Source organism: Campylobacter sp. 2014D-0258 (assembly GCF_008000495.1).
Lineage (GTDB): Bacteria > Campylobacterota > Campylobacteria > Campylobacterales > Campylobacteraceae > Campylobacter_D > Campylobacter_D jejuni.
The window spans coordinates 20,407-42,180 of the sequence record NZ_VOAR01000007.1; the positions used below are offsets into that span (position 1 = coordinate 20,407).

The window sequence follows — 21,774 nt, forward strand, 5'->3', positions numbered from 1 at the left end:
TAAAAGGAGATATAATCTCCTTATTTTTTGAAACCTTTATAAAGCAAACTTCCTAAAAATAAGATAAAAACAATTGCTTGCCAAAAGAAATTTTCATCATTGTTTATATTGATAACTATGCTAATTCCAAGTAAAATCAATAGAGTGGCGATGATATATGTAGTTTTACTATTTTTAGCCCAAGTATAAAATAAATTACCTAGAATTTGAACTAACTGAACTAATATAAGTAAAATAACTACAGTTTGAATCATAACTTCTTTGTTAAATCTTTCATAACCATAGCGAATAGCGACATCTCCCAAACCTCCACCACCGACAGTTCCAGCAAGAGCAGAAAAACCAATGGTAAAGATCAAAGTTAGAGTAATTCCGCTAATTATAGCAGGAAGGGCCTCACTAAAGATAACCTTGAAGATAATTTGAATATTGCTAGCACCATAACTTTTTGCTGCTTCTATGATTCCTTTGTCTATTTCTTTAAAAGCGCTTTCAAGCATCTTTGCCAAATAAGGAGCTATTCCGATAGCTAAAGGAACTATGGCAGCATTTGTACCTATGCTTGTGCCTACTATGATTTTAGAAAGTGGTAAAAGAACAACTATAAGAATTAAAAATGGAAAGGCACGCAGTATATTTGTAATAAAATCTAAAATACTATAAGCGATTTTATTTTCTTTAATTCCGTTTTTATCCCAAATAGCAAGTAAAATTCCAGGAATGATAGCCAATAAAAATCCAAATAGTACAGCCATTAAACTCATATAAATTGTTTCATTAAGCGCAGGTTTTAAAATGTTTTCATAATTTTCACTGAAACTTGTAATAGAACTTAAACTCACTTCTTTAATATCCTGCCAAGAAAATTCATTAAAAAATTGAGAAATTCTACTAAAAAAAGCACTGATGATAGAGATGTTTTCTTCATTCATGATGCCACCTCCCATAATACTCCACTTTTTTCTATGTAATCAAGAACCTTGTCTTTATCCTTTTCATTTATATTTATAACTAAATTTCCCAAGGCTTTTCCATTAAGTTTTTCTATTTTACCCCAAACTATGTTAAAGTCTATATTTAGAGTTCTTGCCATATGAGTGATGACACTATTTTGGGCAACTTCTTTTGGAAAGTAAAGTTTGATATTAAGTCCGTGCTCAGGCAAGAAGTCGCTTTCTCCTAAAAATTCTTTCATTTTGGCATTAGGCCTTAAAAAAAGCTCATCAATTGCTCCACTTCCTATGATTTGTCCATGTTCAAGTAATAAAGCTTTTTGAGCTATGTCTTTTACTACATCCATTTCGTGAGTTACTAAAACAACAGTAATCCCAAATTCAGCATTGATTTTAGATATAAGCTCTAAAATATTTTTTGTAGTGTTTGGATCAAGAGCCGAAGTAGCTTCGTCACTAAGTAAAATTTTTGGGTTTAAAGCTAAGGCTCTAGCAATAGCAACGCGTTGTTTTTGTCCCCCACTCAGTTCTCTTGGATAGGATTTGTTTTTATGATCAAGTCCTACGATTTCAAGTAAGGAATTGACTTTTTGGGCAATTTCTTTTTCGCTCATGTATTCTTTATTAAAAAGCTTGGCATGAAATTTACACTGAGTATAGTGTGTTCTTAAAGGCATAGCAACATTTTCAAATACATTTTTGCGCTCCATTAGGGCAAAATTTTGAAAAATCATCCCTATATCTTTTCTAAGCACTCTTAGCTCTTTTGATTTTTTTTGACTTAAATCTTTAATTTCCTGATCAAAGACTTTTAAGCTTCCTTCTTGATAATTCTCAAGTCCATTGATACATCTTAAAAGAGTGGATTTTCCAGCTCCACTATGACCTACTATGGCGTAAATTTCACCCTTTTTAATCTCCAAAGAAACATCGTTTATCACGAGTTCCTTGCCATAATATTTTTTTAAATTTTTTATTTTTATCAAATTTTTAACCTCTTAGATTTTGAAGTTCAACTGATATTTTTTCAAGTTGAATTTTTAAATTTTCTAGAGCTTCTTTATTTTGCTCAACCACCTCTTTAGGTGCGTTAGCGATGAATTTTTCATTACAGAGCATAGAATTAAGCTTAGCACTTTCTTTTTCAAGCTTATTTTTTTGATTTTCAAGTCTTGTTAAAATACCACTTAAATCAACATTTTCAAGCGTAATAAAAATTTCTAAATTCTCGCTAACATCACATATTGCCTTTGGTAATTTTTCTTCACTAAATTCTATTTGCTCGCACTTTGCGAGCATCATGATAAAATTCATATAAGCTTTGATTTCATCTTTGATTTTTTTATCGTTAAATTTGATATAAGCTTTTTCTATTTTAGAATTTCCAAGATCGATTAAACTTTTAGCACGGCGGATACCAACTATGCTTTCTATGAGTAAAGAAAAGATTTTTTCTATATTTTTATCTTGTTCTTTAAATTTTGGATATTTGCTTATCATAATAGAAGGGCTTGTTTTAAGTTCTGTATCGCTTAGTTTGTGGTATAAATACTCGCTGATAAAAGGCATAAAAGGATTTAAGAGTTTTAAAGCTTCTTTGAAAATACTACCAAGTTCTTTAACGCTCGATTTTTCTGCTTTGCTAAGCTCTATACCCCAATCGCAAAAATCATCCCAAAAGAATTTATATAGAGTATTGGCTGCATCATTAAAGCGATAATTGTCTAAATTTTCTCTTACATCCTTAACACAAGTTTGAAATTTGGTATAGATATATTTTGCTAATTCTGAATGAAGTGTGATATTTTCCAAATCTTCAAATTTACTTTCATTTAAAAGCAGATAATTTGTAGCATTATAAATTTTATTTGTAAAATTTCTAACTTGTAAAAGTTTATCATTGCTAAGTTTAATATCGCGTCCTTGTATAGCAAGAAGTGCTAAAGTAAAGCGTAAAATATCAGCACTATATTCTTTAATACTTTCATTTGGATCGATGACATTTCCAAGACTTTTACTCATTTTTCTACCTTGCTCATCTTTCACAAGAGCATGTAAATAAATATCTTTAAAAGGAAGTTGATGTAAAGCATTGGTGCTTTGAAACATCATTCTAGCCACCCAGAAAAATAAAATATCAAAACCTGTAATGAGTAAAGAATTAGGATAAAAATCTTTTAAATCATTTTCAGACCAAATTTTATCTTTGCCCCAATTTTCATTCCCCCAGCCTAAAGTGCTCATAGCCCAAAGTCCTGAAGAAAACCAAGTATCAAGTACATCTTCATCTTGTTTGAAATTTTGACTTTGACATTTTGGACAAGTTTTAGGCGTATGTTGGCTTGCCCATTCATGAGAGCATTCGCAATAATAAACAGGAATTTGATGCCCCCACCAAAGTTGTCTTGAAATACACCAATCTCTTAAATCTTTCATCCAAGCATTAAAGCTATTTATCCAGTGATTTGGATAAAATTTGCTTTCGCCAAGTGCAACTTTTTCTATACTTTCTTGGGCGATTTCTTTTTTTACAAACCATTGCTTGGAGATATAAGGTTCAACTACATTGTTGCAACGATAACAATATCCTATTTGATTGTTATGTTCTTCTATTTTTTCTATAAAGCCAAGATTTTCAAGTTTGGCTACGATTTTTTCTCTTGCTTCTAAGCGTTCTAAACCTTGAAACTCTAAACAATGTTCGTTTAAAATTCCTTTTTCATTAAAAACGCTTATAAATTCTAAATTATGTCTAAGTCCTACTTCATAGTCATTCATGTCATGAGCGGGAGTAACTTTTACAACTCCTGTTCCAAATTCTTTTTCTACATGCTCATCAGCTATGATTTTAATGGCTTTTTTGCTTATAGGCAAAATCACTTCTTTGCCCACAAATTTAGTATAGCGTTCATCATCGGGATGTACCATAACTGCAGTATCGCCAAAAAAAGTTTCAGGACGCGTTGTGGCTACTACTAAAAATTCATCGCTGTCTTTTAAAAAGTATTTAATATGATAAAGTTTTCCTTTGTTTTCTTTGTATTCAACTTCTATATCACTTAAAGCGCCATCGTGAGTACACCAATTTATCATGTAGTTTCCACGTACAATAAGTCTTTTATCATAAAGTTCCACAAAGGCTTTTTTTACGGCATTAACCAAACCTTCATCCATAGTAAAACGCAAGCGACTCCATGCAGGAGTGATGCCTAGTGTTCTCATTTGGTCTAAAATTTTTCCACCGCTTTGCTCTTTCCATTCCCAGACTTTTTCTATAAATTTTTCTCTACCTAGCTCTTCTTTTTTAATGCCTTGAGCAAGGAGTTGTTTTTCTACAACATTTTGAGTGGCAATACCTGCGTGATCAAGTCCTGGTTGATAAAGAACCTTATAACCGTCCATTCTTTTATAACGCGTCATAATGTCTTGCAGAGTAAAAGTTAAAGCATGTCCTATGTGTAAAACTCCCGTGACATTAGGAGGAGGCATCATAATGCAGAAATTTTTATCTTTTTCTTGTATGGTTTTATTGCCATCGATCTCAAAATATCCGCGTTCTTCGCAAATTTGATAATACTCTTTTTCTAAATTTTTATCATACATTATTTGCCTTTATTGTTTTAGCTTATTTAATAGAGCTAATTTCTATAATTTCACAAAACGGGAAGAAATATTGTGCTGTATTGAGTCCAGTTTTCAAACTTTTGATATGTTTAGAAAAATCACTTCCTTTGCCGTCTTTTTTAATTTGAAGTTTAAGTCTTTCTAAAATTTCTTCACGTGCTACATGTTCATTTAATTCTTTTGGATTGTTTAAATATGGGCTTAATCTATCTAAACTAATATATTTATAAGCTTTTTTCATATCTGAAAAGATAATTTCTTTGTTATAGATAGTTAATTTCATTTCCCCTTTTGGTAGCATTTTAACAAAAATACTTAGATAATAATCTTTTGCATTATCTTGTATAACGCTTAGCATATCTTTTAACAGATTGATTCTGTATTGGCTTAAAAATTTTCCATCTAAAATGTAAACTTTCATATTTTCTGTGCTAAGCTCAGGTTCTAAACGACTGTTTTTTCCTATGCTTAGATATTCTCTAGCGGTATTTAGATATTTATTTTTGTTTGATTTGTTTGATTGAAGTTCTTTTTTTACGGCTCTTTCTCTTTCTAAGATCTTTTGTTGTTTGCTGATTTCTTTTTTAAGAGCTTCTATTTTGGCTTGTTTATTTTCTTGTTTTAATTTTCCTTTATCCGTATCTAAAATTTGCTTATTTTCATTTGTATTAATATTATTACTTGTATTATTGGTATCATTATTTAAGCTTTGATTGTTTTCGCTTATTGATGTATTAAATGTATCGTTATTTAAGCTTTGATTTTCATCTAATAGGTTTGTTTCTTGCTTTTGGATGGTATTGTTATTAATATTTATATCTGATGAACTATTGTTGGTTTGGATCGAGGGTGAAATCGAGGGTGAATAGGAATTATCGTAGTTATTGGTATACGATTTTTGTTCGGTGTAAGTGTTGGTATTTAAGGTGTAATTCTTTGGTTTTGAATATTCAAAAAGATAATAATATGCCCCACCTAATATCACAATAACAGCAATTAATATGCCAACAATAATAGAAAAAATTTTCAAATTCATTTGCTATCCCTTAAAAACAGAAAGTTAAATAATTTTAGCATTGTACTATAATCTAATATAAAGTAATTTTAAATTTTTATATTTTTAAGTAATTTTTTTTTATAATTTTAACTTTTATAAGGAAAATAATGCCACTTTCAAAATTAAATAATGAACAATATCTTGCTGCTACTGCTGATTTTGGACACAATCTTGTTATTGCAAGTGCAGGGACGGGAAAAACTTCTACTATTGTTGCAAGAATTTCTTATCTTTTAAGCAAGGGAGTGGCACCGCAAAAAATCATGCTTTTAACTTTCACAAACAAAGCCAGCAAAGAAATGATAGGGCGTTTAGGGAAATTTTTTGATAAAAATATTACCAGTAAAATACTTGCAGGAACTTTTCATAGTACGGCTTATACCTTACTTAGAAATGCGGATAAAAATATAGCCTTAAAGCAAGCAAGCGAGTTAAAAACTCTACTTAAAAGTGTCTATGAAAAAAGAACTTTTAGACATTTAAGTGATATAAAACCTTATCAATCAAGTTATTTATATGATCTTTATTCTTTGTTTCAAAACAAAGCGCACAATCAAGATTTTTATACTTGGTTTTGCCAAAACTACGAAGATCAAAGTATTTATGCTGAAATTTATGAAGATATTTTAAAAGAATATGATAATGAAAAAAAGCGTTTTAATTATGTAGATTTTAATGACTTGCTTATCAATCTAAAAGATCTTTTAAAAGAAGAAAAATATGAATTTGATGAAATTTTAGTAGATGAATATCAAGACACAAATACTTTGCAAAGTTCCTTAATAGAGGCTTTTCATAGTAAAAGTTTGTTTTGCGTAGGGGATTATGATCAAAGTATTTATGCTTTTAATGGAGCGGATATTAATATCATAGGTGGGTTTAAAGATCGTTTTAAAGATGCAAAAATTTTTTCTTTAAATAAAAACTACCGTTCATCAAGAAGTATTTTAGCTTTGGCTAATAAAGTGATTTTAAATAACGAAAGATTATATCCAAAAGAACTTATTGTTACAAGAAATGATGAGTTTAAAGCCCCATCTTTGCTTACTTTTGAAGAATTATTTGATCAGTATCAAAATATAGCCAAAATGATACTTACAAGCGGAGTAAGTTTGGAAGAAATTGCTGTGATTTTTCGCAACAACTCAAGTGCTGATGGGGTTGAAGTAGCTTTAAGGGAGCAGGGCATTGCAAGTGTGAGAAAGGGAAGTGGAAGTTTTTTTGAAAGTTTGGAAGTTAAAGCTTTTAGTGCTATGCTTGCGCTTGTGGTAAATCCTAAGGATATTATGGCTTTTATTCATTTGGTTCAATATACCAAAGGTGTGGGTGGAGTTTTAGCAAAAGAAATTTTTGACGCACTTTTAAAATTAGGGCATGGAAATTTAATAAAAGGTTTTTTAGATCCTGATAAAAATGTAAATTTGCAAAATCATCAAAAAAGAAATTATCAACTTGGGCTTTTTGCAGATTTGGAAGAATTAGCCAGCGAAACTCGTTTTAAATTTGAGAGTGAATTTGATGCACATCCTATTTTAAGACTTTCAAAAATCAATGATTTGTGTGCTAGAAATTTGGAAAAAATCTATCTTTTTTTAAAAAAAGCTATGGAAATAAAACACTCTTTGGCTTTGGTAAATTTAATTTGCGAAAATTCTTTTTATAGAGAAATTTGTGAAGAACTTGCAACCAAAAGAGCGACAAATAAAGCAGGGCAGGTGGATTTATTAAGAAAGAGTGAAAATTTAGAAAAAATAGAAACAAAATTCAATGTCTTAAAAGAGCTTACAAAAAATTATAGCGATATTTACAAGTATTATAATTTTCTAACTTTAGGTGCAAGCGAAATGAGTAGTGGCAAAGGAGTTAATTTGCTTAGTGTGCATGCGAGTAAAGGCTTGGAATTTGATCTTGTTTTTGTGATTGATCTTGCGCAAGGTCGCTTTCCTAATCAAAAGCTTATGGGAATGGGTGGAAGCTTAGAAGAAGAAAGAAGACTTTTTTATGTTGCGGTAACTAGGGCAAAAAATATACTTTATTTAAGTTATGCTAAATATGATAAAAACAAAAAAACTTCTTTTGCTCCTTCTCGTTTTCTTATAGAAGCAGGGCTTTGCAAGGGAGAGTTAACTATAGATTGATAAAATTTCCTTTCAAGTAAGTTATATTATTAAAGAAAGGTTTATTTTATGAAAAAAATATTAATTTTAAGTTTAGTAGCAGCAAGTTTTTTAAATGCTGAAATTTTAGTTTATGGTCCAGGTGGTCCTGCTCCTGTACTAAAAGAGCTTGCTTTAAAATTTGAAGAAAAAACAAAAGAAAAGGTGATTGTAACCGCAGGTCCAACTCCAGCTTGGATAGATAAAGCAAAAGAAAATGCAGATTTGATTTTTTCAGGCAATACTTCAATGATGGATGATTTTGCTAAAAAAATTTCAAGTTTAAGTTTGGAAAATTTAAGCGTTTTAAATGTGCGTCCATCAGGTATTATCGTGCGTCCAAATAATCCAAAAAATATTAAAAATTTTGAAGACATTTTAAAAGATGGCGTAAATGTTATGGTGGTTGATGGTGCAGGACAAGTTGGACTTTATGAAGATATGGCTTTAAAAAGTGCAAAAAGAGAAAATTTGGTAAAATTACGTAAAAATATAAAAATTTATGCTAAAAATTCCAAAGCTGCTGTAGATGAGTGGAATAACAATCCAAATATTGATGCTTTAATCATTTGGTCTCATTGGGCAAAGGCTTTAGGCGATGATAAAGCTTTATTTATCAAAGATAAAAATGCGGTGATTTATCGTGCAGCTGAAATAGCTCCTACAAAAAAAGGTTTAGAAAACAAAAAAGCTTTAGAATTTGTAGATTTTATTAAGAGTAAGGAAGCTCAAAAAGTGTGGAAAAAATATACTTGGAAAGAAGTAAAATAATTTTCAGTGAAATTAAAAATAATTAATATTTATAGGATATAATCACTCCTAAAACATTAATTGTAATAATGTTTAAAATATCAAAAAAGGAAATTAAATGAGTACAGTAAATTTTAAAGGAAATCCTGTAAAACTTAAAGGAAATTCGGTAGAAGTTGGAGCAGATGCTCCTAAGGTAAATCTTAAAGCTAAAGATTTAAGCGTGATTGAAATCGGTGCAGCGGGTAAAACTCAAATCATTTTAAGTGTTCCAAGCTTAGATACACCAGTTTGTGCTACAGAGGCTAGAGAATTTAATAAAAAAGTAGCCAGTTACAATGGTGCTGAAGTGATTGTAGTAAGTATGGACTTGCCTTTTGCTATGGGAAGATTTTGCAGTACAGAAGGTATTGAAAATTTAAGTGTTGCAAGTGATTTTGTAGCAAAAGAATTTGGTGAAAAATATGGTGTTTTGATAAATGAAGGTGCTTTAGAAGGGCTTTTAGCTCGTGCCGTATTTGTGATTAAAGAGGGTAAAGTGGCATATAAAGAACTTGTAAATGAAATCACAGAAATGCCAGATATTGCAAAACTTGATGCATTCTTTGGTGGTTCTAGCTGCTGCGGTGGTTGTGGTTGCCATTAATTTTGATTAAGCCCATTCTTAGGGCTTAATTTTTATATCTTCATTTTTTTATTATTTTAAGTTGATTATATTTTAATTGTTAAGTTGATTATTTTTAATATTTATTTTGTGTAAGAAAAATATAAAAAGGACAATAAAACTCCTATAAAATAGAGCTTTAAAATTATTATTTTTATTAAAATTTCAAGAGATTTTTATACTCCATTTTTTATAATAAGATGATTTTTTTATTTTGGAGGAATAAGGATGAATAGAAGGGATTTTATTAAAAATACCGCTATTGCAAGTGCTGCTAGTGTTGCAGGGCTTAGTGTTCCAAGCTCTATGCTTGGCGCGCAAGAAGAAGATTGGAAATGGGATAAAGCTGTTTGTAGATTTTGTGGAACTGGCTGTGGAATTATGATAGCTAGAAAAGATGGCAAAATCGTAGCAACAAAAGGTGATCCTGCAGCACCCGTAAATCGCGGACTTAATTGTATCAAAGGTTATTTTAATGCTAAGATCATGTATGGTGAAGATCGTCTTGTTATGCCTTTGCTTCGCATGAATGAAAAAGGCGAATTTGATAAAAAAGGCAAATTTCAACAAGTTTCTTGGCAAAGAGCCTTTGATGAAATGGAAAAACAATTTAAAAAAGCCTACAATGAACTCGGCGTTACAGGTATAGGGATTTTTGGTAGTGGGCAATACACTATCCAAGAAGGTTATGCTGCTTTAAAGCTTGCAAAAGCGGGTTTTAGAACAAATAATATCGATCCAAATGCAAGACATTGCATGGCCTCTGCAGTGGTTGGTTTTATGCAAACTTTTGGTGTAGATGAGCCATCAGGCTGTTATGATGATATAGAACTTACAGATACTATCATCACTTGGGGAGCTAATATGGCTGAAATGCACCCAATCCTTTGGTCAAGAGTAAGTGATAGAAAACTAAGTAATCTTGATAAGGTCAAAGTTGTTAATCTAAGCACTTTTTCTAACCGTACTTCAAATATTGCTGATATTGAAATTATTTTTAAACCAAATACAGATTTGGCTATTTGGAACTACATAGCAAGAGAGATTGTTTATAATCATCCAGAGGCTATGGATATGAAATTTATCAAAGATCACTGCGTATTTGCAACTGGTTATGCTGATATTGGTTATGGTATGAGAAATAATCCAAATCATCCAAAATTTAAAGAAAGTGAAAAAGATACGGTTGAAAAAGAAAATGTAATCACTTTAGACGATGAAGAGGCTACTTCTTTATCTTATCTTGGCGTTAAAGCGGGTGATAAATTTGAAATGAAACATCAAGGTGTGGCTGATAAAAACTGGGAAATTTCTTTTGAAGAATTTAAAAAAGGTTTAGCCCCTTATACTTTGGAATACACTGCAAAAGTAGCCAAAGGTGATGATAATGAGTCTTTGGAAGATTTTAAGAAAAAACTTCAAGAATTAGCTAATCTTTACATAGAGAAAAATCGCAAAGTCGTAAGTTTTTGGACTATGGGCTTTAATCAACACACAAGAGGTTCTTGGGTAAATGAACAAGCTTATATGGTGCATTTTTTACTAGGAAAGCAAGCTAAACCAGGTAGCGGAGCCTTTTCTTTAACAGGACAGCCAAGTGCCTGTGGAACAGCTAGGGAAGTAGGAACTTTCTCGCATCGTTTGCCTGCAGATATGGTTGTAGCCAATCCAAAACACAGAGAAATTTCTGAAAAAATTTGGAAAGTTCCTGCAAAGACCATCAACCCAAAACCAGGTTCTCCTTATCTTAATATCATGAGAGATTTAGAAGATGGAAAAATTAAATTTGCATGGGTGCAAGTGAATAATCCATGGCAAAACACTGCAAATGCAAATCACTGGATCGCAGCAGCAAGAGAAATGGATAATTTTATTGTTGTAAGTGATTGTTATCCTGGAATTTCAGCAAAAGTAGCTGATCTTATTTTACCAAGTGCTATGATTTATGAAAAATGGGGTGCTTATGGTAATGCTGAAAGAAGAACTCAACATTGGAAACAACAAGTTTTACCTGTAGGTGCTGCCATGAGTGATACTTGGCAAATTTTAGAATTTGCAAAACGCTTTAAGCTTAAAGAAGTTTGGAAAGAGCAAAAAGTGGATAATAAGCTTACCTTGCCAAGTGTTTTAGAAGAGGCAAAAGCTATGGGTTATAGTGAAGATGATACACTTTTTGATGTGCTATTTGCCAATAAAGAAGCAAAAAGCTTTAATCCAAACGATGCTATCGCAAAAGGCTTTGATAATACTGATGTTAAAGGTGATGAGAGAAAAATTCAAGGCAGTGATGGAAAAGAATTTACAGGTTATGGCTTTTTCGTTCAAAAATACCTTTGGGAAGAATATCGTAAATTTGGCTTAGGACACGGACATGATTTAGCGGATTTTGATACCTATCATAAAGTAAGGGGTTTAAGATGGCCCGTGGTTAATGGCAAGGAAACACAATGGAGATTTAATACTAAATTTGATTATTATGCTAAAAAAGCGGCTCCAAATTCAGATTTTGCTTTTTATGGTGATTTTAACAAAATGCTTACAAATGGGGATTTAATAGCTCCTAAAGATGAAAAAGAGCACAGTATTAAAAATAAGGCTAAAATTTTCTTTAGGCCATTTATGAAAGCACCTGAAAGACCAAGTAAAGAGTATCCATTCTGGCTTGCAACAGGAAGGGTTTTAGAGCATTGGCATAGTGGAACTATGACTATGCGTGTGCCTGAGCTTTACCGCGCTGTGCCTGAAGCACTTTGCTATATGAGCGAGAAAGATGGAGAGAAATTAGGCTTAAATCAAGGTGATTTGGTTTGGGTGGAATCTCGTCGTGGTAAAGTAAAAGCAAGAGTGGATATGCGTGGAAGAAACAAACCGCCTGTAGGACTTGTGTATGTGCCGTGGTTTGATGAGAATGTATATATCAATAAAGTTACTTTGGATGCGACTTGTCCGCTTTCAAAACAAACTGACTTTAAAAAATGTGCTGTAAAAATTTATAAGGCTTGATTTAGGGTTTTGATTAAATGAAAGGTAGAAGAGAATTTTTCGTTAGTGCCTTTAAGGCTGCATGTTTATGTACAGGAGGTGGATTTTTGGCTAATTTGGCTTTAAAAGCCGATGATAATTATGCCTTGCGTCCTCCTGGGGCTGAAGATGAAGCTAGATTTTTAAGCAAATGTATTCGTTGTGGGCTTTGTGTAAAAGCCTGTCCTTATGATACTTTAAAGCTTGCTAGCTTGTTAGATAGTCCAAAAAATGGTACACCTTTTTTTAAGGCAAGAGAAATTCCTTGTTATCTTTGTAAGGATATTCCTTGCATTAGAGAATGTCCAACTGATGCTTTAGATAAAAAGCATTTAGAACAGGGTATAGAATCTTTGAAAATGGGTATTGCTATTGTTGATAGTGCTTCTTGTGTGGCACACTGGGGAATTCAATGTGATGCTTGTTATAGAGCTTGTCCTTTGATAGATAGGGCTTTAAAACTTGAGCTTAAACGCAATGAACGCACCGCCAAGCACGCTTTTTTACTACCTAGTGTGGATCATGAAGTGTGTGTAGGTTGTGGGCTTTGTGAACTTGCTTGTATTACTGAAAAACCAGCCATTCGTGTTTTGCCAAGGGAGTATGTATTGGGAAAAGCAGGATCTCATTATGTAAAAGGCTGGGATGAAAAAGATGAAGGACGTATAAAAAATGCAGATACTTCAAAACATTTTGATGCTAAAAAAGCAACCAATTATTTAAATGATGGAGAACTGTGATGAAGTATTTAATTGCTAGACGCATCGTTCAGCTTGGAATTTTAGCGCTTTTTAGTTTTAAAGCTACAGATTTTATCCTGCAGGGAAATTTAAGTTCTTCTAGACTTTTTAATACCATACCTTTAAGCGATCCTTTTGCGGTTTTGCAAATCATTTTAGCAAGCTGGAGTATAGATTTAATGGCTTTAATAGGAGCTTTGATTATATTTTTTATCTATGGTTTGCTTTTAGGAAGGGTTTTTTGCTCTTGGGTTTGTCCTGTTAATTTAATCACAGATTTTGCTGCTTTTGTGCGAAATAAATTAACCCTTAATAATAAATTTTTAATTTTACCTAAAAATTTACGCTATTTTGTGTTGGTCTTGGTTTTAGTCCTTTCTTTTGTATTTTCATTGCCTGTGTTTGAAAGTTTTTCTTATATAGGAATGATACATAGAGGGATTATTTTTGCTACAAGTTCTTGGATTTTTGTAGCCTTTATACTTTTTTGTATCGATACTTTTTTAAGCCCTAGGGCAATTTGTTCACATTTTTGTCCACTAGGAGCTTTTTATGCTTTTATTTCTCGTTTTGCTTTGCTTAAAATAAAGCATGATAGTGATAAATGCACTAAATGTTATGAATGTATCCGTATTTGTCCTGAAAAACAGGTTTTGTGGATGGTTGGAAAAGAAAGTACTAGCGTGAAATCAGGAGAGTGTATAAGGTGTGCAAGATGTATAGAAGTTTGTAATGATGATGCTTTGAATTTTAATATTTTTGATTTAAGGAATAAATGATGAAGAAGAAATTGGTTTTATTAGGAAGTGCTGCAGTGGTATTTTTTGCCGCTTGTGCAATGAATAGTGGGGTAAGTTCGGAACAAATTGGACTTAGAAAAGCAAGTTTAGAAAATGAAAATAAAGTAAATTTAGTGGAAGCAAATTTCACAACTTTACAACCTGGGGAATCTACTCGTTTTGAGCGTTCTTATGAAAATGCACCACCATTAATTCCGCATGCTATTGAAGATTTGTTACCTATAACTAAAGATAACAATATGTGCTTAAGCTGCCATGATAAGGCTATAGCAGCAGATGCTGGTGCAACTCCACTTCCTGCTAGTCATTATTATGATTTTAGACACAATAAAACCACAGGAGATATGATTAGCGATAGTCGTTTTAATTGTACTCAGTGTCATGTTCCACAAAGCGATGCAAAACCTTTAGTGGGAAATAGCTTTAAACCTGAATTTAAAAATGAACAATTAAAAAGTCGTTCAAATTTAATTGATGTGATTAATGAGGGTGTAAAGTAAATAAATGAAAAAATTTCTTTTTATTTTGAGTCTTTTTTGTGTTTTGTCTTATGCTTATGAGCTGAAATTAAATGCCAATATAACAGCTTTAAAGCTTGATAAGCAAAACTTATATATAGGCACTGATAAAGGTGAAATTTTACAATATAACATTAAAGATAAAAGTTTAAAAGAACTTTTATCTTTGCCAAAGATTAAAAATTATTATGGTGATGATTTTGCTAAAATTTACAACATTGATGTTTTTAAACATACACTTTTAATACTTAGCGAGGGTGATTTTGGTGCTAAAAATTTAAGTTTTTATAAGGAAAATTTACAAATCAAAAAGCTCGAAGAAAATAGCATAATAAAAGCATTTTTTATCAATGAAAATACTTATCTTTTGATTTCTATTGGTTCTGAAATAGAATTGATTGATAAAAGTTTAAAAAATATAAAAAAATTTAATTTTTCCCATTCTAGTCTTAATGATGCAGTTTTAAATGAAGATAAGAGTAGACTAGTTGCAGGTTTTGAGAGTGGCGAAGTAGAACTTTTTGATTTGAAAAATTGGAAGATGTTAAAAAACTATGATAAAATGCATAAAGATAATATCTATCAAGTAGATTTTAAAAATAATGTTATTTTAAGTTGTGGAACGGATAGGCGTATAGGAGTTGTAAAAAATGAAGAGCAAAATTTTTTGCAAAAAGATTTTTTGATATATGCTTGCGCTTTAAGTCCTAATGGAGAATTGGCTGTTTATAGCGATAATGAAGCTGGAGTTAGTGAAGTTTTTAGCACAAGTGATTTTAAGCCTGTTGAAACTTTTAATAATGAAAATTTGATGAGTGAGTTTATTATTTTTTTAAACAATAAAGATTTTATCGTTTCAGGTTTTGGTGATAGTATAATGTTTAGGAGTATTGATGAATAATCTTTCTAGTGTTTTGATTTTAGCAAAAGAAGAATATGTAAATGATTTAAAAAAGGCTATATCTGAAATTCCTTTTTGTTCTGTAGAACTTTGTGAAAATGAAAAGATTATAGTTGTGATTGAAAGTGAAAATTTAGAAGATGAGTTAAACTCTTATAAAATGCTTGAGAAATTGCCAAATATTATCAGTATTAATATGGTTTTTTCTTATCAAGATTTAAATGATGATATCCAAAAAGCAATCAATAGTGGCGCAATAGAAACGATAGAAAAAAATGAAAATGCTGAGAATGTTCGCTACTATGGTAGTGTGTTTAATCAATTTTCTTAAAGTGTAAAGTATATGGTATTTTTAATCCCATTGCTTATTATAATTGGTGTTATTTTTGGAATTGATTATGTGTATTTTAAAAATCAAGATTTAAAAGCGCAAGTTAAAAAAGAACAAAAAGAATTAAATTCTAGCTTAGAGAAAGAAAAAAAAGAATATATAGAAAAATTGTTTAAAACAAAATAGACATTAAAAAACATCTTATTTTCTTAAAGATAAATTAAAAAGCTTTTTGCTAGAATTAAAGAAAAATTTTAGGAAACAGTGATGAAAAATACAGTCACTGAAGCTTCTATCTATGAGGCTCAAGGGTTAAAAGACGAAGCTTTAGAAATTTATAAAAATATCTTAAAAGAAGATCCAGATAACCAAAACGCTATCGATGCGGTTCGTCGTCTTAGTGGTTTTAGATCCAAGCATAAAGATTTAAACACTCAAATGTTGGATTTTTTTATTAATATGAAAAGCGATGAAGAAATTAATGAATTTAAAAGGTGGTTGATAAAAATATGAATTTGGAAGATTTAGCTAAAAAAACCATTAGCGAAGTTAGCTCTATCATGGAAGAGCAAAGAAGACAAAATGAAATTTTAAAAGAACAAGAATTAAATAGAAAAACTGAAATAAAAGATGAATTACCGCCTATGGAGTTTGTATGCGAAGAGCTCGATACTCCGCAAGACTTAGAAGATAAAATTTCTATGGCAAAATTTGAAGAAGAGCAAAAAATACAAAATAATATTGAAATTTCTACTCAGGAAAATAAAGAGTTTAAAAAAGAAGAGCCTTTTTTACAAAGTGAAATTTTAAATCCTAGTGTTATAACAGAGGTTCAAACGCTTAATGAGGATATTTTTTTAAAACATCTTAGAGAGAGAATTTTAGTTCTTTTTGAAGGTTTAAATAGTATAAAAAAAGATGATCTTGAAAATAGGTTAAACTTGACCATAAATTTTTTAGAGTTTTTACTTGCAAATATCGAAGATAAGCTTAAAAAATAATTCCGATTTACAGTTTATTGCTGAGTTTTTAAAGCCTTATACTAAACGAGCGTATTTGGTTGGAGGTAGTGTTAGGGATTTGTTTTTAGGTTTAAAAATTTGTGACTATGATATAGAGCTTTATGATATAAAACTTAAAGATTTTGAAAAGATTATGCAAAAATTGGGCGCACAAGGCTTTGGAAAAAGTTTTTTTGTGTATAAGTTTAAAAATTATGATTTAGCCCTTGCTAGAACCGAAAACAAAATAAGCTATGGACATAAAGGTTTTGAAGTTCAAATTTGCAATGATGAAAAACTTGGCGCCAAAAGACGCGATTTTACCATAAATTCTATGATGATTAATCTTTTTAACGATGAGTTTTTAGATTTTTATGGAGGATTAAAAGATCTAGGAGCAGGCTTTTTAAGGCATATTGATAAACAAAGCTTTCAAGAGGATAGTTTAAGAGTATTAAGAGCGGTAGTATTTGCTTCAAGGTTTAACTTTAAGATAACTAGCGAAAGCTTGAAATTGATGCAAAGTATGGATATAACTGATCTTAGCAAAGATAGGATCAATGCGGAGCTTTATAAATTCTTTAAAAGCCCTAGACTTGATGTCGGCTATAGATATTTACAAGAACTTGGCTTAGAGAAACAGGTTTTCGGCTTTGAGAGTGTTTTTAAGAGTTTGGAATTTCAAAATTTACTCAGACAAAGTAGAGAATTTGTAAAAAGCGATGCTTTATTCTTGTATTTGTATTTGAATTTTTTTAATTTAGAAAAAGATATATTTTTTAAAAGAACTAAACTTAAAAAAGAATACCTAAAATACGCAAATCAAGCTTTTTATCTTGATGATATAAGTGATTTTGAACTAGCAAAAATTGCTTTTGAAATGCCTTTGAAGGAATGGCTTGGACTTTGGAGTAAAAAGCGTATTGAGCAAGCTAAAAGATTAGGGCTTTATGAGAATAAGTTTGAAAGTAAAATTTTAGCAAAAGATTTCATAAATGCTGGATTTTGTGGTAAAATTCTTGGTCTAAAGCTTCAAGAAGCAAGAGAGAATGAATTAAAAGAATATATAAAAGGTTTAGTTAAATGATTTCTGTATTAAAAATTTGCACCAAAGATCAAAAAGGTTTAATTTATAGAATTGCTGATGTTATTTTTAAATATCATATCAATATAGTAAAAAACGATGAATTTGTAGGCGAAGGAATGTTTTTTTTTCGTGCTCTTTTAGAAGGTGAATTTGATAAAGAAGCTTTTATAGGAACGCTTGAGGCTATGCTTGGACAAGAAGCCTTGATAGAGCTTTGCGAGAAGAGAAAAAAAGATATTGTTGTTTTTGCTACTAAAGAAAGTCATTGTTTGGGAGATTTACTAATAAAGCATTATAGTAACGAACTTGAAGCAAATATCAAAGCTGTGATTTCAAATCACAACTCTTTAAAGGATTTAGTTGAGAAATTTGAAATTCCTTATCATTTTATCAGCGCTGAAAATTTAGATCGAAAAGAGCAAGAAAATCAGATTTTAAAATGTCTTGAACAATATAAATTTGATTATTTGGTTTTGGCAAAATATATGAGAATTTTATCTCCTGATTTTGTTAGGCATTTTGAAGGTAAGATTATAAATATTCACCATTCTTTCTTACCTGCATTTATAGGAGCAAATCCTTATAAACAAGCCTTTGAAAGAGGGGTTAAAATAATTGGAGCTACGGCACATTTTGTAAATAATAATCTTGATGAAGGTCCTATTATCACTCAAGCTGTTTTACCTGTAAACCATGAATTTACTTGGCAAGATATGCAGCAAGCAGGTAGAAATATAGAAAAAGATGTTCTTTCAAAAGCACTTGATTTGGCTTTTGAAGATAGAATTTTTATACATAATAATAAAACTATAATATTTTAATGCGATAATTTTACTATAGTTTTATTTAAAGCATTAAAAAAATAATCAATATCCTCTTTTTCATGCGTATAATGCAAGCTTATTCTTAACCAACCTGGTTTTGTTTTAAGTTTTTGATTATCTTTTAAGCCTAGTAAATCATGACCATAAGGCCCAGCACAAGCACATCCAGCGCGTGTTTCTATGTGGTATTTTTTACTAAGTTCGTAAGCGATATCAAAAGGAGAAATTCCTTTGATATTGAAAGCAAAAATAGGCAATCGGGTTTTTAATTTCTTTGCGTATAAAATTAAATTAGGTATAGTTTTTAGTTTTTCAAAAAAATAATCTTTTAGAATTTCTTCTTTTTTTTCTATATTTTTAATCCCTATAGAATCTTTGATTTTAAAAGCTAAGCTAGCGCGAATGAGTTGTAAAATTCCAGGTGTTCCTCCTTCTTCTAAAGCTTCTTCATTGCAAAGGTAGCATTGTGAAGTGCGAGAAACATAGCCCACAGTTCCACCTGCTGCAAAGCTAGGCTTGTTTCCACAAAGATCTTTTTTGATGGCTAAAAGTCCAGAACCACCAATACCACCGATTAATTTATGAGAACTTATAAACAACGCATCATAGTATTGGCAAGATATGTTTTTATAGGGAATGAAACTAGATGCATCAAAAGCAACTATCCCTTTAAATTTACGAACCATTTCAGAAATGCGTTTGTAATCACTTAATATCCCAGTAACATTTGAAGCCAAAGAAAAGCTAGCGATTATTTTTCTTTTTTTGTTTTTTTGTAAAGTTTTTTCTAGAAAATCAAAATCAATTTCCCCATTTTTATCTAAGGGAATTCTAATGCATTCACACAAGCCTTCTCGAAATGAAAGTTCATTAGAATGATGCTCATAAGGCCCTACGATAACTAAAGGTAAGGTATTTTTATCAATTTGCGTAAAATATCTTTCTTTTACAAGAGGAGGAATGTAAATGCCGATCAATTCTTGAAATTTTTTAATAGCACTGCTTGATCCTGTTCCGCAGGCTATAAGGGCAAAATTTTCATCTAATGATAAACTTTTTTTTATATCTTTTCTTGCTTGTTCGTAAATTTGTTGAGTTTTAAAAGAATTCAAAGAGCTATCAGAATGTGTGTTTGCATAGGTTGGAAGAAATTTTGAAATTTCTTTTTCTACACATTTTAGAGCTAAAGCACTTGCTGTGAAGTCAAAATGCAAAATACCTTTTTTTAAGATCAATTCTTTTTTTAAATCTGAAATTTGCAAATACAATCCTTATAAAAATTTGCTAAAATTATACTATAAAAATGCTTTATAAAAGGAAAAATATAAAATTTAAGAACTTTGTAGATTTGCATAAGAATTTGTCTTTAAGTAAGCTTTTTGATTTTTATAGTGTGTTTGAAGGTTTTGAAAAATTAAACATTTTAAATTTTGAAGACGATGTATTTACAAATATAGAGCGAATTTTGCTTGATGATTATCTAAAAATTAAAAGTTATTTCGCCTTGGATGAAACAAGTTCTTACGCTCTTACTTTACTAGCTAAAAACAATCGCAAGCGTTTTTCTATCAATAGAAAAATTCAGCATTTTAAAGCTTTATCTACACTTAAATATCTTTTAGAAACAGGTATAATAAAACTTGAGTATAGTAAGGAAGCTAAAAAAATAAAAGATAAAAGACAAAAAATCAAAAAAGAACTAAGATCTTATGTTGTCCAAGATAAGATTATATTTAGCAGCCATTTTACTCGTTTCTTTTTTTATTTTTTAAAGCCCAATGAAAAGCTTATTTTGCAAAATCGTTATAAAGAAGTTTTAGAATGCATTAAAGAAAAATTTGAACTTTATCAAAGTTTTTGTTTTGAACAGCTTTCTAGAGAATTGCTTGAGAAAAAATTCAATATCAATGGAGTGCAAAGTTACTGGGATAAGAATTTAGAACTTGATCTTTATTATCAAGATGAAAATTTGTGTTTTGTCGGAGAGGTTAAATTTAAAAATAAAAAAATTTGTAAAAATATTTTAAATCTTTTAAAATCAAAAGCAAAGTCTTTAAATTTGGCTCCAAATTATTACATTATAATCTCAAAAAATGGTTTTAGCAAGGAATTTGATAAAATATGTGAACAGAATTTGCTTTTACTTGATTTGAATGATTTTAAGATTTTATTAGAGGAATGATAAATGAATGAAAGTATTTTAAAAAGTTTAGACTCAAATGAAAAAGAAACCCTACAAAAAGGCTTAGAAAGTCTTATAGAACAAACTTATGTAATAGAAAATGAATACAAAACTTTAAATGAAAACTATAATTCCTTACGCGCAATGGTTGATGAGATTATAGAGGTGTTGCCTAGTGCACTTTGGATTTTAGATAAAGAAAAAAATATTATTTTACAAAATCAAGAAGCCTTGAAAAATCCAAAATTACTTAGTATCATTAGTCTGGATAAAATTCGTGATGAGCTTGAATTTGAAGGTAGGTTTTATGCGGTAAAAATCATAGCACATAATGAAAAAACTATAGTTTCAGCTATAGATATTAGCGATGAAAAACGCAATGAAAGGCTTGCAAGTATGGGTAGTGTAGCGGCTCATTTGGCACATGAGATAAGAAATCCTATTGGATCTATATCTTTACTTGCTTCAACTCTTTTTGCTCGTAGTGAGCTTAAAAATAAGCATATAGTTCTTGAAATCCAAAAGGCTATTGCTAGAGTAGAGCGTATCGTAAATTCAACTTTACTTTTTACTAAGGGTGTGCACATCAATGCTTTAAATTTTAATCTTTTAGAGTTAAAAGAAGAGTGTGAAAGTGCCATTAACTCTTATAATTTTACTTCTCAAATAGACTTTGAAATATCTTTTTTGGATAAGCAGATTTGTGCTGATAAAGCTCTTCTTGGTTTGGTTTTGCAAAATTTGATTTATAATGCTATTGATGCGATAGAAGAAAGCGAATGTGAAAAGCCTATGATTAAAATTTTAGCAAGTTGTGATAATGAAAAAATATGCATCAGAGTGTATGATAATGGTTGTGAAATAAAAGATGAGAAATTGGTTTTTGAAGCTTTTAAAACAACAAAACTTAAAGGCAATGGGCTTGGCTTGTCTCTTTCTAAAGAAATCATAAACGCTCATAAGGGAGAGTTAAGTTTTCAAAGCGATCCTAAGAATTTTTATTTTACCTTACCTTTGGTGTGATAAATATTTTCTTTTCACCCCAAAACGGAACAGATTTTGCTTGTATTAGTTATATAAATATATTTAGGTTGAAGGCAGAAAAATCTAAATTAAGGAATTAATATGAGTATCTTTAGTATCAATGATAACTCAAACTATGGTT

The 21,774-nt window shown here is 30.5% G+C and carries 21 protein-coding genes; 16 read left to right on the top strand and 5 right to left on the bottom strand.

What is annotated here, in order from left to right; genetic code table 11:
* Nucleotides 1–20: 20 nt before the first annotated feature.
* Genes SR62_RS00705 through SR62_RS00720 form a run of 4 tightly spaced genes read right to left on the bottom strand, consistent with a single transcriptional unit; the run spans nucleotide 21 to nucleotide 5,613 of the window.
* Nucleotides 21–932: a methionine ABC transporter permease gene (locus SR62_RS00705; protein ID WP_002893142.1), complete on the bottom strand. Its 912-nt coding sequence runs from the start codon at nucleotides 930–932 to the stop codon at nucleotides 21–23.
* Nucleotides 929–1,939 carry a methionine ABC transporter ATP-binding protein gene (locus tag SR62_RS00710; RefSeq protein ID WP_002893140.1) on the bottom strand — a complete coding sequence of 337 codons (1,011 nt, stop codon included), beginning with the start codon at nucleotides 1,937–1,939 and terminating at the stop codon, nucleotides 929–931. Before SR62_RS00710 ends, SR62_RS00705 begins: the two co-directional genes overlap by 4 nt.
* 4 nt (nucleotides 1,940–1,943) lie before the next feature.
* Nucleotides 1,944–4,556 carry a valine--tRNA ligase gene (locus tag SR62_RS00715; protein ID WP_002893138.1) on the bottom strand — a complete coding sequence of 871 codons (2,613 nt, stop codon included), beginning with the start codon at nucleotides 4,554–4,556 and terminating at the stop codon, nucleotides 1,944–1,946.
* 22 nt (nucleotides 4,557–4,578) lie between these two features.
* Nucleotides 4,579–5,613 (bottom strand): hypothetical protein, encoded by a 1,035-nt coding sequence (locus SR62_RS00720; RefSeq protein ID WP_002893137.1) that lies wholly within the window; start codon nucleotides 5,611–5,613, stop codon nucleotides 4,579–4,581.
* Nucleotides 5,614–5,741: 128 nt separating this feature from the next.
* Between SR62_RS00720 and SR62_RS00725 the strand changes: the two genes are divergently transcribed.
* The 14 genes from SR62_RS00725 to purU all read left to right on the top strand — a co-directional run bounded on the left by SR62_RS00725 (nucleotide 5,742) and on the right by purU (nucleotide 18,424).
* Nucleotides 5,742–7,772 carry an ATP-dependent helicase gene (locus SR62_RS00725; protein ID WP_002893136.1) on the top strand — a complete coding sequence of 677 codons (2,031 nt, stop codon included), beginning with the start codon at nucleotides 5,742–5,744 and terminating at the stop codon, nucleotides 7,770–7,772.
* Nucleotides 7,773–7,820: 48 nt separating this feature from the next.
* Nucleotides 7,821–8,561: an AcfC family adhesin PEB2 gene (peb2, locus tag SR62_RS00730; protein WP_074484176.1), complete on the top strand. Its 741-nt coding sequence runs from the start codon at nucleotides 7,821–7,823 to the stop codon at nucleotides 8,559–8,561.
* 97 nt (nucleotides 8,562–8,658) lie between these two features.
* Complete coding sequence (gene tpx, locus SR62_RS00735) at nucleotides 8,659–9,186, top strand: thiol peroxidase (protein ID WP_002856712.1); 528 nt, start codon at nucleotides 8,659–8,661, stop codon at nucleotides 9,184–9,186.
* Between the two features lie 246 nt (nucleotides 9,187–9,432).
* The gene (napA, locus tag SR62_RS00740) at nucleotides 9,433–12,207 is read left to right on the top strand and encodes a periplasmic nitrate reductase subunit alpha (protein WP_002861425.1); all 2,775 of its coding nucleotides are present in this window, start codon (nucleotides 9,433–9,435) and stop codon (nucleotides 12,205–12,207) included.
* 17 nt (nucleotides 12,208–12,224) lie between these two features.
* A complete protein-coding gene (napG, locus tag SR62_RS00745) occupies nucleotides 12,225–12,965 on the top strand; it encodes a ferredoxin-type protein NapG (protein ID WP_002866909.1) in 741 nt (246 codons plus the stop codon).
* A complete protein-coding gene (gene napH / locus SR62_RS00750) occupies nucleotides 12,962–13,744 on the top strand; it encodes a quinol dehydrogenase ferredoxin subunit NapH (RefSeq protein WP_010891886.1) in 783 nt (260 codons plus the stop codon). Before napG ends, napH begins: the two co-directional genes overlap by 4 nt.
* Nucleotides 13,741–14,265, top strand: coding sequence for a nitrate reductase cytochrome c-type subunit (locus SR62_RS00755; RefSeq protein ID WP_010891887.1), 525 nt, complete (start codon nucleotides 13,741–13,743; stop codon nucleotides 14,263–14,265). The genes napH and SR62_RS00755 overlap by 4 nt, the downstream gene beginning before the upstream one ends.
* Nucleotides 14,266–14,269: 4 nt before the next feature.
* Nucleotides 14,270–15,184, top strand: coding sequence for a WD40 repeat domain-containing protein (locus SR62_RS00760; protein WP_002893134.1), 915 nt, complete (start codon nucleotides 14,270–14,272; stop codon nucleotides 15,182–15,184).
* On the top strand, nucleotides 15,177–15,515 hold the full coding sequence (locus SR62_RS00765; protein WP_041160086.1) for a chaperone NapD: 339 nt from the start codon (nucleotides 15,177–15,179) through the stop codon (nucleotides 15,513–15,515). The genes SR62_RS00760 and SR62_RS00765 overlap by 8 nt, the downstream gene beginning before the upstream one ends.
* Before the next feature lie 12 nt (nucleotides 15,516–15,527).
* Nucleotides 15,528–15,701, top strand: a complete 174-nt coding sequence (gene tatA2 / locus SR62_RS00770; RefSeq protein ID WP_002859817.1) for a Sec-independent protein translocase subunit TatA2 — start codon at nucleotides 15,528–15,530, stop codon at nucleotides 15,699–15,701.
* Between the two features lie 78 nt (nucleotides 15,702–15,779).
* Complete coding sequence (locus SR62_RS00775; RefSeq protein ID WP_002859818.1) at nucleotides 15,780–16,028, top strand: tetratricopeptide repeat protein; 249 nt, start codon at nucleotides 15,780–15,782, stop codon at nucleotides 16,026–16,028.
* On the top strand, nucleotides 16,025–16,516 hold the full coding sequence (locus SR62_RS00780) for a CiaD-like domain-containing protein (RefSeq protein ID WP_002866913.1): 492 nt from the start codon (nucleotides 16,025–16,027) through the stop codon (nucleotides 16,514–16,516). The genes SR62_RS00775 and SR62_RS00780 overlap by 4 nt, the downstream gene beginning before the upstream one ends.
* Nucleotides 16,485–17,603 (top strand): CCA tRNA nucleotidyltransferase, encoded by a 1,119-nt coding sequence (locus SR62_RS00785; RefSeq protein WP_002893128.1) that lies wholly within the window; start codon nucleotides 16,485–16,487, stop codon nucleotides 17,601–17,603. The genes SR62_RS00780 and SR62_RS00785 overlap by 32 nt, the downstream gene beginning before the upstream one ends.
* A complete protein-coding gene (purU, locus tag SR62_RS00790; RefSeq protein WP_002893126.1) occupies nucleotides 17,600–18,424 on the top strand; it encodes a formyltetrahydrofolate deformylase in 825 nt (274 codons plus the stop codon). Before SR62_RS00785 ends, purU begins: the two co-directional genes overlap by 4 nt.
* Here purU and SR62_RS00795 read toward each other — a convergent pair.
* Nucleotides 18,421–19,695 carry an aminotransferase class V-fold PLP-dependent enzyme gene (locus tag SR62_RS00795; protein WP_074484177.1) on the bottom strand — a complete coding sequence of 425 codons (1,275 nt, stop codon included), beginning with the start codon at nucleotides 19,693–19,695 and terminating at the stop codon, nucleotides 18,421–18,423. The two genes, purU and SR62_RS00795, sit on opposite strands and share 4 nt — an antisense overlap.
* 35 nt (nucleotides 19,696–19,730) lie before the next feature.
* Between SR62_RS00795 and SR62_RS00800 the strand changes: the two genes are divergently transcribed.
* Nucleotides 19,731–20,609 carry a DUF234 domain-containing protein gene (locus tag SR62_RS00800; protein ID WP_074484178.1) on the top strand — a complete coding sequence of 293 codons (879 nt, stop codon included), beginning with the start codon at nucleotides 19,731–19,733 and terminating at the stop codon, nucleotides 20,607–20,609.
* Between the two features lie 3 nt (nucleotides 20,610–20,612).
* On the top strand, nucleotides 20,613–21,632 hold the full coding sequence (gene flgS / locus SR62_RS00805) for a fla regulon two-component system sensor histidine kinase FlgS (protein WP_002881726.1): 1,020 nt from the start codon (nucleotides 20,613–20,615) through the stop codon (nucleotides 21,630–21,632).
* Nucleotides 21,633–21,774: the final 142 nt, after the last annotated feature.